A 14,743-nucleotide genomic window follows, 5' to 3' on the forward strand; every position below is an offset into this window, starting at 1 on the left:
AATGCCCAGCCTGTTAAATTGCCGCTTCAATTTGCTGTAAATGCCGTATCACTGCGCCCTTGTTTTTTTCAAAAACTGCCGCGGCATTCTTAATCATCTGTTGACGAAATGTTGGATCAGTATGCAATTGAATGATTCCATCAATGACTTCATTGGCCTGTTGCACTAACAAGATCCCATGGGCTTCTTTAAGTGCATTGCAAATGGCTTTAAAGTTATGGACCTGGTTGCCGCTCAACACGGGTACGTTCATGGCAATGGGTTCCAGTACATTGTGCCCTCCCACAGGGACTAGACTGCCTCCCACAAAAGCATAATCACTGATTTGATAGAAACCTAAAAGTTCTCCCAAACTGTCAAGCACCACAATTTCGTTTTCAGGACTCAAGGTGTTTAAATCAGAGCGTAGGCCAGTCTTAAAACCTGCTTGCCGACATAATTGATACACCGTTTGAAAACGTTCCGGATGGCGTGGGGCTATTAATAAAATTATCCGGGGAATTGCCTGTTGCAGCCGTTTTAAATGGGATAAAATCTGCGCCTCTTCATTTTCGTGGGTGCTTGCTGCAATCACGACTATTCTTTCTGGCCCCCAGTGATTTTTTAAATCACTAAAGCGTTTGGTGTCTATGGTATCGGTTTGCAAATCAAACTTCATATTCCCCAAAACATGTACCTTCTCCTTTTGGGCTCCAAGAGTGATATAACGTTGGGCATCCTCTTCTCCCTGGGCCAAAATTGCAGAGAATTGATTCAGAATGGGTTTAATTAAAAACTTAATCTTTTTATACCCATTTAATGAATCATCGGAAATTCGTGCATTGGCTAATAGTAAAGGAACGTGGGCAGCACGGGCCTGATAAATTAAATTTGGCCATAATTCAGTCTCCATAATCACGCCAACCCGAGGCTGAATTTGTTTAAAAAAACGCTTAAGGATTCCCGGAAGATCATAGGGCAAGTATTGATGGGTTACTTTATTGCCAAAACGTGCTTGTACGCGTTCCGAACCCGTTGGGGTCATAGTAGTCACAAGTAAGGTCCAATTTTTTTCCAACATGGCATCAATCAAAGGAATGGCCGCAATAACTTCTCCCAAAGATACTGCGTGCACCCAAACATCAACGGGTTTATGCTTTTGTTTACCAAGAAAAAAACGCTCTGCGATACGCTCTCTGTAAGCGGGCAAGCTTCTTCCTTTCCACCATAAACGGACTACAATAAAAGGAGTAAGCAAATACATTAAAAAAGAGTAAAGAAATCGCATATAAAACCAAACCCAAAAGGCGACAGTATATACTTAAAATGTGGTATAAAGCGATAAAATCAGATGAACGAACTAACATAAGGAATCTTAATGTCTCTACGAGACTTCTTTATCATAACAACCTGGTGGGGAAAGATTATTGGAGCATTTTTTGGCTACTTAATCGCGGGGCCCACAGGGGCAATTTTTGGCCTCTTGGTAGGTAATTTCTTTGATCGGGGCTTATATAATTATTTTTCCAATCCTCATTGGCTGTACTACACCGAGAAACGCAGAGCGATTCAAAAAATTTTTTTCGAAGCTACCTTTTTAGTTATGGGACATTTAGCCAAGGCAGATGGCCGGGTTTCAGAACAGGAACTGGACATGGCACGTTTATTTATGGATGAGATGCGTTTGAATGGCGAACAAAAAACTCTGGCCAAACATTTATTTAATGAAGGAAAACAATCCCGGTTTAATCTGGATTCCCTGCTGGAAAATCTAAAAAAAACCTGTAAAGATAATCGGGATCTGTTACGTCTTTTTATTGATATTCAATATCGTGCAGCCCAGGCTGATGGGCTGGATAGCAAAAAGATCCTGCTCCTGGATAAAATTTTTTCCAGACTGGGGTTTGCCCCTCTTCATAATCAATATCGCTTTTATGAAGATTTTGGCAGGAGCTATTCCGAGCCTCAATATAATACCCAAGAACAGCCACAACAGTCCAGGCAGTCACAACAGTCCGATTCATCCTCTCATTCGTATTCATCCTACAGCAGATATAATTATCAACCTACGAAAAACAACATGGATTACGCTTTTGCACTTTTGGAGGTGTCACCAAAGGCAAGTAAACAAGAGGTAAAAAAAGCATACCGCCGTTTATTAAGCCGCAATCATCCAGATAAATTAATTGCCCAAGGCCTACCTCAAGAAATGATTAAAATGGCAAATGAAAAAACCCAGAAAATCGTAAAAGCTTATGAACTGATTTGCGAAAGTAAAGGATGGTAACTCTGACTCTTTCTCCTTGAATTATCAGCGGTTATAGGCATCCCTCCTTCTCACCCTGCTTCGTATCTACTCAAGCATGCGGGTATCAATAGGGTGCAAGTACTGTCATTCATCATTTTTTAATTCTTTCTCTGGAACTCATTTAATCAATTTCAAGGGGTTGCTCGAAATGACCACTCCAATTGGATGCTTTATTTTGGGCCATCTGATGTTGAAAAAATGATGCAATGGGAACCAGGTAAGAATACATCACCGGGGGAGATTTTGGTTGAAATTCAGGAAGCTTTACCATCCATCCATGAATAAAGGAAAAAAGTAACTGTCTTGAGTACTCATAATCATGGTATGCACCCGGTATCTCCAAAGCTAGATAATTTTTCTTTTTTAAGGCAAACTCTTTTTTTCTTTCCGCCATATCCTGTTTCGTCATGTCAAAATCAAACTGGCCAACAATATCAAAAATGGGCATTTTTAATTCGGGTTTTTTATCTGTCGAGGGAGGGATATCATAAGCGGACAACAGGACCAGGCCTTCGATGTCAGGTACAGGAGACTTCCCCAGGTAATCAAATGTTTGTTTTAGTTGCTCTCCATAATGCAAAAGCACAATACGGGTGTTTTTTTGTTTTCGTAAAGTGGCAATCACCTCAGGAAATTGTTTAATCCATGGAGTGTTCACCCGGCTGTCATTATTGAGTAATACAACTTGCCACCCATTTTGAGCTAATTGAGTTGCCAAATTATCCAACAAGGAAGTAGATTGGGCTTGTGCCCCTCCATTGACCAGCAATACCGCGCCATATTTTTTTTCCTTTGTAGGCCAGTACGGTAAATTAATGCTTTTACCATCGACCTTTATTTCCAGCTGGTCTGCAAAAACGGTGGAAAACAACAAAAAAAATATCAGAACTGTCCGTGTAATATATTTCATATTATCCTAATTCACTGATTCCTTTGAATGGTGCATCCCCAGCGTGCACGGGGCAGGATCCAGAAATGAGTGCCCTCCCCTAAGTTATGCTATGCTGACCGGGAAATAACAAAACTTTTTCAATCAGCCAGTTCTATCCCTGCCTGATCGAGCATTTCTCTTGCTTTTTCACCAAGAATTTGATGGGCCAAGGCAGTCGGATGTACCAGATCAAAAAACAGATAACCTGTACATGCGCTTTGGGTTAATCTGGGTTTAACTGCTGATACCATTTTTAAAACCGAGGTTTTGGTAATATCTTCAACTACAGAATTAACACAAGTACCGGTTATATTGGTAAAGCCATAATCCTGAGGATTGGCCATGACTTCTTCAAAAGCTTGATGCAAATCATAATACAGCCACTCTACATCGGGATGCGCTTGTTTTAATTCATCAATGGATTTATTGAGTAAATTATTATGTTCTCTGGCGAAATACGTCATTTCATCCACAGAACCAAATTCAATTGCAGCAGGAGTACGCCCCAAATCCGGCAAGTTAACCACTAAAATATGCTTTGCGCCCTTTTCTACTAAACGCTCAATACTGTGGATAATGCCCGTATGTACTTCGGTTAATGTCTGTTCGATTTCAGAAGGAAAGGCAAGGTAGTTATTAGCACCTATCCAGATCACATAAAGGCTGTCTTCACTTGCTTTATCATGATGCTCTGCTAAATAGTTGTTCACTTCTCTTCTTAATGTAAACAAAACATCATCGGCCCCTTCTTCCTCCGAAACCCCCGCTCCCCCGTATGCGTAATCCATTAAATGAGCCGCAGAATCCTTGGGAAAATAAGAAGCAATTACATGTTCTATCCAGACAGGCCCATTAGAAAAACGGCCTTGAAAGTAAGGAGGGGATGGGGGTAATTGATATTTCATAAACTTATATAAATTACCGTTGTCAGACAAACTATCACCAAATACAACTATATTATGAAGAGGTGTAGCTGAAACAATCCCAGAAAATAAAAAAGCCCCTATAGTTGCTAATAATTTCATGAATACCCTTAAGTTCTAATCCCTAAAAAAAGCAGTGGCATCTTTCATTTTAAGATGGCTACCGCACTGATTTTTGAAGAGTTTATCTGGTTATTTTAAAAACAAATGCCTTTCGCATTATAGTATGAAAGATCATTGATAAGCAATTTTTTTACGAAAGCTCATTTATATCTATTTTTTTATATTTATCAATTAGTTAAACAAATAAAAATTCTTGTAAACATCGAGATAGAACAAAATTATGTTTATTTCATGGACAAAAAAAAACCTATACGTTTTTTGATTGCCCCCCAAAAAAATGCTATTTATATGAGTATTTTTCGCCAGGGAGGCTTAGGCAATGGCTTTTGAACACAATTTTATCCTCAAGTGTCTGGATTATATGGAACATATTCTTACTGATGTACAAGAATTAGAAGAAGCCATCAAAGGTTGTACTGAAAATAAAATAAAGGATCCGCGTTACCAGCTTAACTCCAAAATTACGGATTCTTCACACTGGAGTGAACCGGATAAATTGCGCTTAAGTGCCTCTGCATTTGAGGCCATTGCCCGTGCCTCTTTATTTTTTTACTCAGAAAAAGACGGGCGAGCGCATGAAATACACTGTGCCAATACCGAATTTTTGGAACGATATTTACCTGCTATAACTGTAAATACCGACCCCAGTGATCGGATAAACTCGGTAAAGAAAAAGATTGGGCAAATTAAAAAGGAACTGCGGGAAAAACTAGGACAAGGAGAAAATCCCCATGCTTTTTTTACTCCGGTTACAGCAGGACTTGTGGTACTGGCCGCAGCAACAACCGTAGCTTTATTATCCTACAGAACATAGTGAATAAAGGGACATCTTTTAAGCATGGCTTTCAACTACGCGTTTAATCCCTGGGCTTTGGCATCGCCTTAACCCAGGCGACCCATCAAGCGTTGCTGATTAAAGTAATTTTCAGCTGGCGTCCACAAACCCAGGCTTTGGTCAGATCACTCATCACCTTTTTAGGCATGCCTTTAGGCAAGCGCACAGTTGAATAGTCATCATGAATTTTAAGGCCGGTAATATATTTACTTTGCAAACCCGCCTCATTCGCAATTGCACCAACAATATTGCCTGGTTTTACACCATGGACCTTACCTACATCGATTCTAAACAAATCTTGTTCCACCTGCTCATCATTGAATTTTTTACGTCCGTCCCGCGAGCCTTTCTTATCTGCAAAACTTTTGCGATCATCTCGTGAGCGTTCAAATTTACCGCTGCGTTCAACATGGGCTTCTTTACCTTGACGAATTGGTTTGGGTAAAGCTTGCTCTTTTTGCCAAGGCAGGTCTTTGTTTAACAACAAGGCAAGCGTTGCAGCCACATCCACAGCAGATACATCATTTTCTTTAATGTATTCTTCAATAATGCGTTTGTACGAAGGTAGGTGTTCATGTTCTAAACGTGCCGTAATGTTTGCCATAAACCGTTGTTGTCGCGCAACCTGAATCATATGGTCATTAGGTACCGTCACTTTCGCAATGCGTTGACGGGTATGACGCTCAATACTGCTGATTAAACGCGATTCCTTTGGAGTGACGAATAAAACCGCAACCCCGGAACGCCCAGCCCTTCCTGTTCTGCCGATACGATGGACATAGGTTTCGTTATCATGCGGCAAATCATAGTTAATCACATGGGTTACCCTATCCACATCCAGACCACGTGCAGCAACATCAGTTGCAACAAGAATATCAATTGCCCCTTGTCTGAACTGGGCAATAATACGTTCACGCAAAGCCTGGGTAATATCACCATGAATGGCCATGGCACGCATACCTTGTTGCTGCAATACTTCAGCAACTTCTTCAGTGCTGCTCTTGGTGCGCACAAATACGATAACCCCTTGATATTCCTCTACAGCCAAAACACGCAACAAGGCATCAGGCTTTTGATGCCCGGAAGCGAATAAAAAGCGTTGTTCAATACTTTTTACCGTTGCGGTTTCTGCACGGATTTCAATGGATACCGGGTTATGCAGATAAGTATTGGCAATTTGCCGAATACGGTAAGGCATAGTTGCTGAAAATAGGCCTATTTGTTTTTCTTCAGGCAGCTTTGCCATAATGGTTTCAATATCTTCAATAAAGCCCATTCGCAACATTTCGTCGGCTTCATCAAGTATAAATGTACGCAAATTATCTAAATTTAGTGTACGTCTTTCAATGTGATCCAGAATACGGCCGGGAGTTCCAACTACAACTTGGGCACCGCCTTTTAATTGTTTTAATTGTCGGCCGTAATCTTGTCCACCGCATAAAACTGCAACTGTAGTTCCACGTTGGTTGGCGCTTAATAATTGAAATTGCTCTGCAACCTGAATCGCCAGTTCACGAGTAGGGGCTAAAATTAAAGCTTGTGTACCCTGCACATTAGACAAATTTTGCAATATAGGTAACGCAAACGCAGCAGTTTTCCCTGTTCCTGTTTGCGCAAGGGCGATAGCATCACGACCTTCCAATAATAAAGGGATGGTTTGAGCTTGAATCGGGGAAGGAGTAGTGAACTTCATATCCTCTAGTGCCTGGTTTAAAGCATCGGAAAAATTAAAGGACGCAAAGCTTGTGATTTCTTGAGACATAAAAATCCTGATCGGTTAAAAGATTACCTAGAAAAAGCTAAGTGATATAAAAATTGAACAGTATAATAACAAAATAAACAAAATAATGCACTATATTTATAAAATTATCCAATACCTCAGCCCTTTTTTGGGTGTTTGGTTATCTAGGGGTATTACAGCAAAATGGATGCTTACTGTTGTTTCCGCATAACGAAAAATCTGATTCTAGTTTAGCACAACTCATGCGCTGATGGATCCCCGCCTTCACGGGGATCATATGCTATTTTTCAATTAATAGGAACAATCCGGCAGCTAAGTCAAGACAAACGCACTATCAAACACCATAAGGATTGGGTTAAATTAAAGCAGCCAAACGACACGCCTGATCAATCGCATGGCGGGCATCCAGTTCCAAGGCTTTGTAAGCTCCACCTACTAGATGCACAGTTTTTCCTGCTTCCTTTAAGGGGGTGAACAAATCAGCCAATTCAATTTGACCCGCACAAATTACCACAGTATCCACAGGAAGAACCTGTGCTTTATCATTCACTTGAACATGCAAGCCTTCATCAGTTATGGCATCATAATGGACGCCGGAAATCATTTTCACCTGCTTATGTTTTAAACTTAAACGGTGAATCCAGCCAGTGGTTTTGCCCAAGCGCTGCCCCATTTTTTCCTTTTTGCGTTGCAGTAAATAGACCTCCCGCGGACTGGGGGTAATTTCGGGTGGTTTAAGTCCTCCTCTGAATTTTCCAGAGATATCAATACCCCACTCGTTATAGAACTGATCCTTGGGAACCGGATGCTGGTGGGTCAAAAATTCAGCTACATCGAAACCAATTCCTCCGGCCCCAATGATAGCCACTCTTTGGCCAACTTCTTTTTTACCTGTAATTACATCAATATAACTTGCTACTTTGGGATGCTCAATCCCCTTAATCGTTGGAATACGCGGTTTGATTCCACTGGCTAAAACGATTTCATCAAAACCTTGTAATTGTTCTACTGTGGCTTCGGTATTTAAATGGATGGTCACTTTAAATTTCTGCAGCTGATAATTAAAGTAGTCCAGGGTATGTTGAAAAATTTCCTTGCCTGGAATTCTTTTTGCCAAATTAAACTGACCGCCTATTTGCTCATTCTTTTCAAATAAGGTGACTTGATGCCCTCGCTCTGCTGCAACTGTGGCAAAGGCGAGCCCTGCCGGTCCTGATCCTACTACGGCAATATTTTTCGGTTGCGCGGTGACCTCATAAATCAATTCAGTTTCATTACATGCACGCGGGTTAACCAGACAAGATGCTGTTTTATTGACGAACACGCGATCCAGACAAGCCTGATTGCATGCAATACATACATTAATTGCCTCACTTTCCCCTTTTTTGGCTTTCTCTGCAAATAAGGGATCAGCCAGGAATGGCCTGGCCATAGACACCATGTCCGCTACTCCTGACTCGATTAATTCATTCGCTATCTCAGGCGTATTAATGCGATTGGAGGTAATTATTGGAATTTTAACTTCCGGCTTTAAATGCTGGGTAAGAGGGGCAAAGGCTGCAGCAGGAACCATGGTAGCTATGGTAGGAATTCTGGCTTCATGCCAACCGATACCGGTGTTAATCAGTGTAGCCCCTGCCGCTTCAATCTCTTTGGCAAGCATCACTACTTCTTCCCAGCTGCTGCCATCGGCAATCAAATCGAGCATGGACAAACGAAAGATAATAATAAATTTTTCCCCTACTGCTTCACGTACACTGCGGACCACTTCTATGGGAAAACGGATACGATTTTCATAACTGCCGCCCCACTCATCCTGGCGTTGATTGGTATGCGTTACGATAAACTGATTAATTAAATAGCCTTCACTGCCCATAATTTCAATGCCATCGTAACCAGCCAGTTGGGCAAGACGAGCGCAGCGGGCAAAATGTTTAATGGTCTTTTTAATGCGATATTGACTCATTACCCAGGGTTTAAAGGGGCTAATGGGCGATTTGATGCCGCTGGGTGCCACGATAAACGGATGGAAACCATAGCGGCCTGCATGCAATGCTTGCAGAATAATTTTACCGCCGGCTTCATGCACTGTGTGCGTGATTAATTCATGGCGTTGTTGTTCTTTACTGTTGGTCAATTTAGCTGCAAAAGGTGCCAAACGCCCTGCCCGATCGGGAGCAAAACCACCTGTGGTGATTAATCCCACGCCTCCTAGCGCTCTTTCCCGATAAAATTGTGCCAATCGATTTAAGCTTTCCTTGTCTTCTTCAAGGCCTGTGTGCATTGACCCCATTAACAAACGATTTTTTAACTGGGTAAACCCTAAATCAAGAGGCTGAAATAACGCTTTAAACGGGGTATTGTCTATTCTCAATTCCATGAGTACTCTCACCAAAGACATCAAAATAAAAAGTATAAACCCTGTTTCTCTCTTTTCACAGAGAATAAATCAGAAACTTGACGGCAACCTAAGTGGAAAGTTGCTCTTTTGGGGCAAAAGAGGGACGTACCTGAAAGCGATTGGCAATAAAAGCACCCGCCAAGGTAATGCTGCAGCCAAGAAGTGAACGCATTGAAGGGTGCTCGCCTAACAAGAAAAACCCCATTAGAGTCGACACGATGGGAAGGGCATAAAGGGTTATGGATGCCTTGGAAGCGGGTAAATATTTTAGTACATAACCCCATGCCAGATAAGCAAGTGCTGCCGGGAAAATCCCCATGTAAACTACTGCTGCAGTGGTTTGAAAATCGGCGATTCGTACTTGCTGGAGCATATCGGGCAAGAAGACAGACAACAATAAAGTACCGCCCCACATCACCCAGGAAATTATGGCAACAGGATGATAGACACTCACAAATTGCTTTTGGATAATGGTTAAAATAGCCCCCATGAGCGCCGAAACCAAAATTGCCAAAATTCCCTGCTGCATTCCCGGTTCGGTATTTTCACCTAGAGCCAATAAAGTCAGGCCCAGGATACTGACAAGGATGCCCAAGCCTACGCCAGGCGTCAGTTTCTCTCTTAAAAAAATCAGCGATAAAAGTACTGTCATAACCGGCATTAAACCCATTATAAAACTGGCTATACCTGCAGAAATGCTTAATTCACCGTAATTCAGACAAATGTTATAAATCCCGATACCGCCCATCCCTGCAAAAAGCAATTGCAAACGGTCCTTCCAGGCCACCCGTTTTTTAATGCCCAGGCTTGAGTAGATAATCAACATACACAGTGAGGCAACAATAAAACGCAAAAGGGCAAGCGCCCCGGGTGAATAGCCGGTTAAACCTATCCGTATTCCCACGAATGCTGAAGCCCAAAAAACTATGGCAATAATAATGACACAGCTCACTTTGAAAGACTGCATGTTCTTCACCATTACCTCAGAAAAATAATAGGCTTATTGTATCAGAACTATCCTGAACAATCACTTTGGATTCATTCTGGGAAGCAGGATAACTAAAACTCCAAGAGTTTTTTTAAGGCAGACTAAAATGCTGCACCGCACACATAAATATACTGATTTTAAGCATTTTTTTTACCAAATCAATTTTTTTTGCAAACATTATGTAAAATAGTTTGGCATTTTCAATCTTTATAATCTACTTTTAAAGAAGGGCCTGCTCCTTATGAGGATGAATCTATGGATGACCCTTTTTCTGCTTTGAACGAAGCGATGAAATCCGTTTTCCATTTATTACCGATGAGAAATGGAAAATATGCCTATCCAGAAATCCAGCAGCTCAAGGAAGCAATTGAAAACTATCAGGATGATGATCGTCACACTTTCGTTGGACTGGTAAAAGCCATAGGCGCAGCATTGCCTCACTTTGAAAAGTGGAGGATTAATTTTGAGCCTATAAAAAATTCGGTTGATGTTCTGGCTGCCCAACACAAAATGCCCGCTGTTAACTGGGACAGGTACCTTACTCACCCTAAAATTTCACCCGGTTTTCAATTTAAGGAGGAGCAGGATCCAGACTTCATCCTCTGGTTGAAAACAATATCCAAAGAAACCTTTGCCCACCCTGACCCCAGCCTGCGTTCCATGTTAATTGCGCACAGGGAACATCTTGGGTTTAGCCAAAAATTAAATTCACATTTAAAAGATAATCCCAATTTTTTATCCAATCTGATTATGGAGTCCAAGAAAAACTTTATCGAAATCTCCAGTACACGCTTAATTTTTTACTTAACAGATGAGCAAATAGCTAAAGCAATCATTCAATTTTTACCAGACCTGATTCAGGAAAACTCCGATCCCTTTACACAAGCCGAGCAACTCGTAGAAAAACTGAATGGAATTTTATCCAATGGGCGTTCCATTTCGACTCTGTTACGTAATTCCGAAGCCAGAGATATTTTAAATCGTTCTGAATTTTTTCAAATCTATCAAAGTGAAGAATATAGAAACTGGCAAGAAAGACCTTCTTTCACAGAAGTTGAGGCATTAAAACCACAGATGTGAATGCAATATAACGTAACCCGGAATTCTCCGGGTTACGTGAATCAAAATCAGTTTTAGTCCAATAAACCTAAAGATTTAACAGTATCACGTTCTTGTCTTAACTCATCTAAAGTTTTGTCGAACATCTCACGGCCAAATGCATTTAAGGGTAAATTTTCAACTACCTTCAACTCACCGTGCTCACGTCTGCAAGGAAATGAGAAGATTAAGCCTTCATCTACCCCATACTCACCTTGAGAACTACGGCACATGGAGAACGATTCCCCTGCAGGGGTGTCATTAACCAAATGGTTCACACCGGTAATAATGGCATTTGCAGCAGATGCAGCAGAAGAAGAACCCCGAGCTTTAATTACCGCAGCACCACGTTGTTGTACGGTAGAAACAAAAGTATCTTTCAACCAGGATTCATCTATCACCTGAGCTGCAGAAACTCCGTTGATTTTTGCATTGTAAAAATCAGGGTATTGAGTGGAAGAGTGGTTCCCCCAAATCGTCATTTCAGTGACTGCTGTAATATCGACGCCTGCTTTTTTAGCCAATTGGGTACGTGATCGCAATTCATCCAAAGTAGTCATCGCATAAAAACGATCATTGGGAATGTCTTTGGCATGATGCATTGCAATCAGGCAGTTGGTATTGCAAGGGTTACCCACTACAAATACACGCACGTCATCACTCGCATTGTCATTAATTGCCTGCCCTTGCTTGGTGAAAATACCACCATTAATTTGCAATAAATCGGAGCGCTCCATACCTTGTTTACGTGGCACTGAGCCAACCAATAAAGCCCAATTCACCCCATCCATTGCCTTATTCATATCTGCAGTACACACAGTACGCTTCAGTAAGGGGAAAGCACAATCATCCAACTCCATAGCAACCCCTTCCAGAGAAGGAAGTGCTGCTTCAAGCTCAAGCAGATTTAATTCCACTTCAGTGTTTGGACCAAACATTTGTCCAGAAGCAATCCGAAATAATAATGCATAACCAATTTGTCCCGCTGCACCAGTTACAGCGACTCTAACGCGTTTATTTGCCATGTGATTTTTCCTCTTATTTTCTATGCTTTTCCAGCCTGAATCCAGCGCAGAAAACCAGGCTTAACTAACCGTATTCTTTTTTAATGTGAAAAGACAAAAATATCCCGGGTTTTGGCTGCGCTGCACCCAGGTTACCGCAATATCCCGTACAGTTTTGTTACAAAACTCGGAACATGATACTATTGCATTCCCAATCACGCCAGTATAAAAAGAGTAATGATCCCTTTATCGTTGTATATTCACATCCCCTGGTGCATCCGCAAATGCCCTTATTGCGACTTCAATTCCCACAAAAGTCCTGATTCTTTGCCAGAGCTAAATTATGTTCAAGCCCTCATTGCTGATTTAGAAACCGATTTACCCTACGTAGACGCCCGGGAAATCTCCTCTATCTTCATCGGAGGCGGCACACCCAGCCTGTTTTCTGCACATGCTTACGATAGATTATTTACCGAATTGAAGACTCTTTTGCCATTTTCCCAGGACATTGAAATTACTATGGAAGCCAATCCAGGTACTGTAGAGCAACAGCGTTTTACCCAATACCGTGAAATTGGCATTAACCGGCTTTCCCTGGGAATTCAGAGTTTTAATCCGGAGCATCTACGTGCTTTGGGCCGCATCCATGATGAGCAACAAGCCCATCGCGCCATTGAGTCCGCCCGTAATGCAGGGTTTAGTAATCTAAATCTGGACATCATGCACGGATTACCCAAGCAAAGTGTTGCCCAGGGGATCAGCGATTTACAAGCTGCAATCTCCCATCAACCCGAACATCTTTCCTGGTATCAATTAACCATAGAACCAAATACGGTATTTTACAAAGAAAAACCTCCATTACCTTCCGAAGACGAAGCTTGGCTCCTTGAGGAAGAAGGACTTGCTTTACTAAAAAAATCAGGTTTTGAACGCTATGAAATTTCTGCATTTGCTAAACCAGGCCGTCATGCCCGCCATAATTTAAATTACTGGCTATTTGGTGATTACCTGGGCATAGGAGCAGGGGCTCACGGCAAAATTACTGTTGAAAATAGAATACTCAGAACACGAAAACACCGTCAACCTAGAGAATACCTTGATAAAAACAAACCCTTTCTCGCCAGTATCGAAACAGTGGAGGCCCAAGACCTCCTTTTTGAGTTTATGCTCAACACCACCCGCCTGCAACAACCTATCTCATTGGATCTTTTCACCCAAAGGACTGGTCTACCATTCAGTTATTTGCTGCCCAAACTCAAAATTGCAGAACATAAAAAGCTGATTGCTTTGACCAAAACCCACTGGCAAGTAACCTCTTTAGGCAGACGTTACACTAATGACTTACAGGCACTATACTTATAGAGAGGTGTCCCCCGGGTGCAACAAAAACCCCTCTGCTTGGCTGAGAATAAAATGATAATTGCATGCATGCCAGTATGAGCCACTTGCTTGCAAATAAAGATTAATTAATAATAAGTTACTTTCCGAAAAAGGAGCAATCGGTGATTTTATTCATACTTTTGGTAGTTCTTGGTTATTTGATGGGATCTATCTGCTCTGCAGTCATTGTCAGCAAAACATTTTCTTTACCTGATCCCCGTACAGAAGGTTCCCAAAATCCTGGTGCGACCAATGTACTGCGGCTTTCAGGAAAAAAATACGCTGCCATGGTTATGGTTACCGACATCCTCAAAGGTACCATTCCAGTGCTTATTGCCAAAATGTTGGATGCCGACCCAGCCACAGTAGGATTTACTGCATTAGCAGCAGTTATTGGCCATATGTACCCCGTTTTCTTTGATTTCAAAGGCGGAAAAGGAGTTGCTACGGCAATTGGAGCGCTCTTGGGGGTTCATTTTCTTGTCGGTGTTCTTGTCGCCGCGACATGGTTACTGGTGGCCAAATTCTCACGTTATTCCTCTCTAGCATCAATCACTGCTATTGGTATGGCGCCTTTTTATTCCTTATTACTAATCCAACGCCTGGACATTTTTCCTCCCATATTCATCATGGCTATTTTGGTTCTTTACAAGCATAAAGAGAATATTGTGCGCCTTATCGATAAAAAAGAGCCCAAAATTAAATTAAAAAGCGCAGTGATTCAAGACATTATGCAGGATGAACCGGAAGAAACCATTGTTCCTGCCGAACACACCACCCCCCCTGTGTCAGAGGTACAAATAGAAGTAGAAACGGTCACCATCACGGAGACTGTAGAATCCAAGCCTAAAGAAACCCGGCCCAGGGAAAACAAACCTAAAGCAGTAAAAACAACTGCCAAAACCACCAGCAAAAAAACTGAAGGGGCGGAAAAGAAAACAAAAGCAGCTAAAAAACCCACTGCGCCCAAAGCGAAAAAGAAACCGACTAAAGAGGAATAAACATAGCCGCATAAATCCGAAAAAATCTCTG

12 protein-coding genes are annotated in these 14,743 nt (G+C 41.7%); 5 read left to right on the forward strand and 7 right to left on the reverse strand.

Annotated features, from left to right (window positions below):
• Positions 1-13: 13 nt before the first annotated feature.
• Positions 14-1,267: a lipid IV(A) 3-deoxy-D-manno-octulosonic acid transferase gene (gene waaA / locus KYQ_RS09590; protein WP_010652696.1), complete on the reverse strand. Its 1,254-nt coding sequence runs from the start codon at positions 1,265-1,267 to the stop codon at positions 14-16.
• Between the two features lie 90 nt (positions 1,268-1,357).
• On the opposite strand from waaA, the gene djlA reads away from it, so the two are divergent.
• Entirely contained in the window at positions 1,358-2,266 is a 909-nt protein-coding gene (gene djlA / locus KYQ_RS09595) for a co-chaperone DjlA (RefSeq protein WP_010652695.1), read from the forward strand.
• Between the two features lie 142 nt (positions 2,267-2,408).
• On the opposite strand, the gene KYQ_RS09600 is transcribed toward djlA, so the two are convergent.
• Together KYQ_RS09600 and plaA are read right to left on the reverse strand one after the other, a co-directional pair.
• Entirely contained in the window at positions 2,409-3,197 is a 789-nt protein-coding gene (locus tag KYQ_RS09600) for an alpha/beta fold hydrolase (protein ID WP_010652694.1), read from the reverse strand.
• 119 nt (positions 3,198-3,316) lie between these two features.
• The gene (plaA, locus tag KYQ_RS09605) at positions 3,317-4,243 is read right to left on the reverse strand and encodes a GDSL family lysophospholipase PlaA (protein WP_010652693.1); all 927 of its coding nucleotides are present in this window, start codon (positions 4,241-4,243) and stop codon (positions 3,317-3,319) included.
• 340 nt (positions 4,244-4,583) lie between these two features.
• On the opposite strand from plaA, the gene KYQ_RS09615 reads away from it, so the two are divergent.
• Positions 4,584-5,078, forward strand: coding sequence for a hypothetical protein (locus KYQ_RS09615; protein ID WP_010652691.1), 495 nt, complete (start codon positions 4,584-4,586; stop codon positions 5,076-5,078).
• Positions 5,079-5,163: 85 nt separating this feature from the next.
• Here the strand turns inward: KYQ_RS09615 and KYQ_RS09620 are convergent, their stop codons facing one another.
• From KYQ_RS09620 to KYQ_RS09630, 3 genes are all read right to left on the reverse strand, one after another.
• Positions 5,164-6,861, reverse strand: a complete 1,698-nt coding sequence (locus KYQ_RS09620) for a DEAD/DEAH box helicase (RefSeq protein WP_010652690.1) — start codon at positions 6,859-6,861, stop codon at positions 5,164-5,166.
• A 334-nt stretch (positions 6,862-7,195) separates the two neighbouring features.
• Complete coding sequence (locus tag KYQ_RS09625) at positions 7,196-9,220, reverse strand: NADPH-dependent 2,4-dienoyl-CoA reductase (RefSeq protein WP_010652689.1); 2,025 nt, start codon at positions 9,218-9,220, stop codon at positions 7,196-7,198.
• Between the two features lie 88 nt (positions 9,221-9,308).
• Positions 9,309-10,208 carry a DMT family transporter gene (locus KYQ_RS09630; protein ID WP_010652688.1) on the reverse strand — a complete coding sequence of 300 codons (900 nt, stop codon included), beginning with the start codon at positions 10,206-10,208 and terminating at the stop codon, positions 9,309-9,311.
• Between the two features lie 276 nt (positions 10,209-10,484).
• On the opposite strand from KYQ_RS09630, the gene KYQ_RS09640 reads away from it, so the two are divergent.
• Positions 10,485-11,309, forward strand: a complete 825-nt coding sequence (locus tag KYQ_RS09640) for a hypothetical protein (RefSeq protein ID WP_010652687.1) — start codon at positions 10,485-10,487, stop codon at positions 11,307-11,309.
• 53 nt (positions 11,310-11,362) lie between these two features.
• On the opposite strand, the gene KYQ_RS09645 is transcribed toward KYQ_RS09640, so the two are convergent.
• The gene (locus KYQ_RS09645; protein WP_010652686.1) at positions 11,363-12,352 is read right to left on the reverse strand and encodes a malate dehydrogenase; all 990 of its coding nucleotides are present in this window, start codon (positions 12,350-12,352) and stop codon (positions 11,363-11,365) included.
• A gap of 216 nt (positions 12,353-12,568) precedes the next feature.
• Between KYQ_RS09645 and hemW the strand changes: the two genes are divergently transcribed.
• Entirely contained in the window at positions 12,569-13,693 is a 1,125-nt protein-coding gene (gene hemW, locus KYQ_RS09650; RefSeq protein ID WP_010652685.1) for a radical SAM family heme chaperone HemW, read from the forward strand.
• Between the two features lie 140 nt (positions 13,694-13,833).
• Positions 13,834-14,712 (forward strand): glycerol-3-phosphate 1-O-acyltransferase PlsY, encoded by an 879-nt coding sequence (gene plsY / locus KYQ_RS09655; protein WP_010652684.1) that lies wholly within the window; start codon positions 13,834-13,836, stop codon positions 14,710-14,712.
• The last annotated feature ends 31 nt before the right edge of the window (positions 14,713-14,743 follow it).

The organism is Fluoribacter dumoffii NY 23, from assembly GCF_000236165.1.
GTDB classification, from domain to species: Bacteria; Pseudomonadota; Gammaproteobacteria; order Legionellales; family Legionellaceae; genus Legionella; species Legionella dumoffii.

Bases quoted from the DNA above. Each gene is read 5' to 3' on its own strand.
- waaA (WP_010652696.1), bottom strand. From the start codon at position 1,267: ATGCGATTTCTTTACTCTTTTTTAATGTATTTGCTTACTCCTTTTATT.
- djlA (WP_010652695.1), top strand. From the start codon at position 1,358: ATGTCTCTACGAGACTTCTTTATCATAACAACCTGGTGGGGAAAGATT.
- KYQ_RS09600 (WP_010652694.1), bottom strand. From the start codon at position 3,197: ATGAAATATATTACACGGACAGTTCTGATATTTTTTTTGTTGTTTTCC.
- plaA (WP_010652693.1), bottom strand. From the start codon at position 4,243: ATGAAATTATTAGCAACTATAGGGGCTTTTTTATTTTCTGGGATTGTT.
- KYQ_RS09615 (WP_010652691.1), top strand. From the start codon at position 4,584: ATGGCTTTTGAACACAATTTTATCCTCAAGTGTCTGGATTATATGGAA.
- KYQ_RS09620 (WP_010652690.1), bottom strand. From the start codon at position 6,861: ATGTCTCAAGAAATCACAAGCTTTGCGTCCTTTAATTTTTCCGATGCT.
- KYQ_RS09625 (WP_010652689.1), bottom strand. From the start codon at position 9,220: ATGGAATTGAGAATAGACAATACCCCGTTTAAAGCGTTATTTCAGCCT.
- KYQ_RS09630 (WP_010652688.1), bottom strand. From the start codon at position 10,208: ATGCAGTCTTTCAAAGTGAGCTGTGTCATTATTATTGCCATAGTTTTT.
- KYQ_RS09640 (WP_010652687.1), top strand. From the start codon at position 10,485: ATGGATGACCCTTTTTCTGCTTTGAACGAAGCGATGAAATCCGTTTTC.
- KYQ_RS09645 (WP_010652686.1), bottom strand. From the start codon at position 12,352: ATGGCAAATAAACGCGTTAGAGTCGCTGTAACTGGTGCAGCGGGACAA.
- hemW (WP_010652685.1), top strand. From the start codon at position 12,569: ATGATCCCTTTATCGTTGTATATTCACATCCCCTGGTGCATCCGCAAA.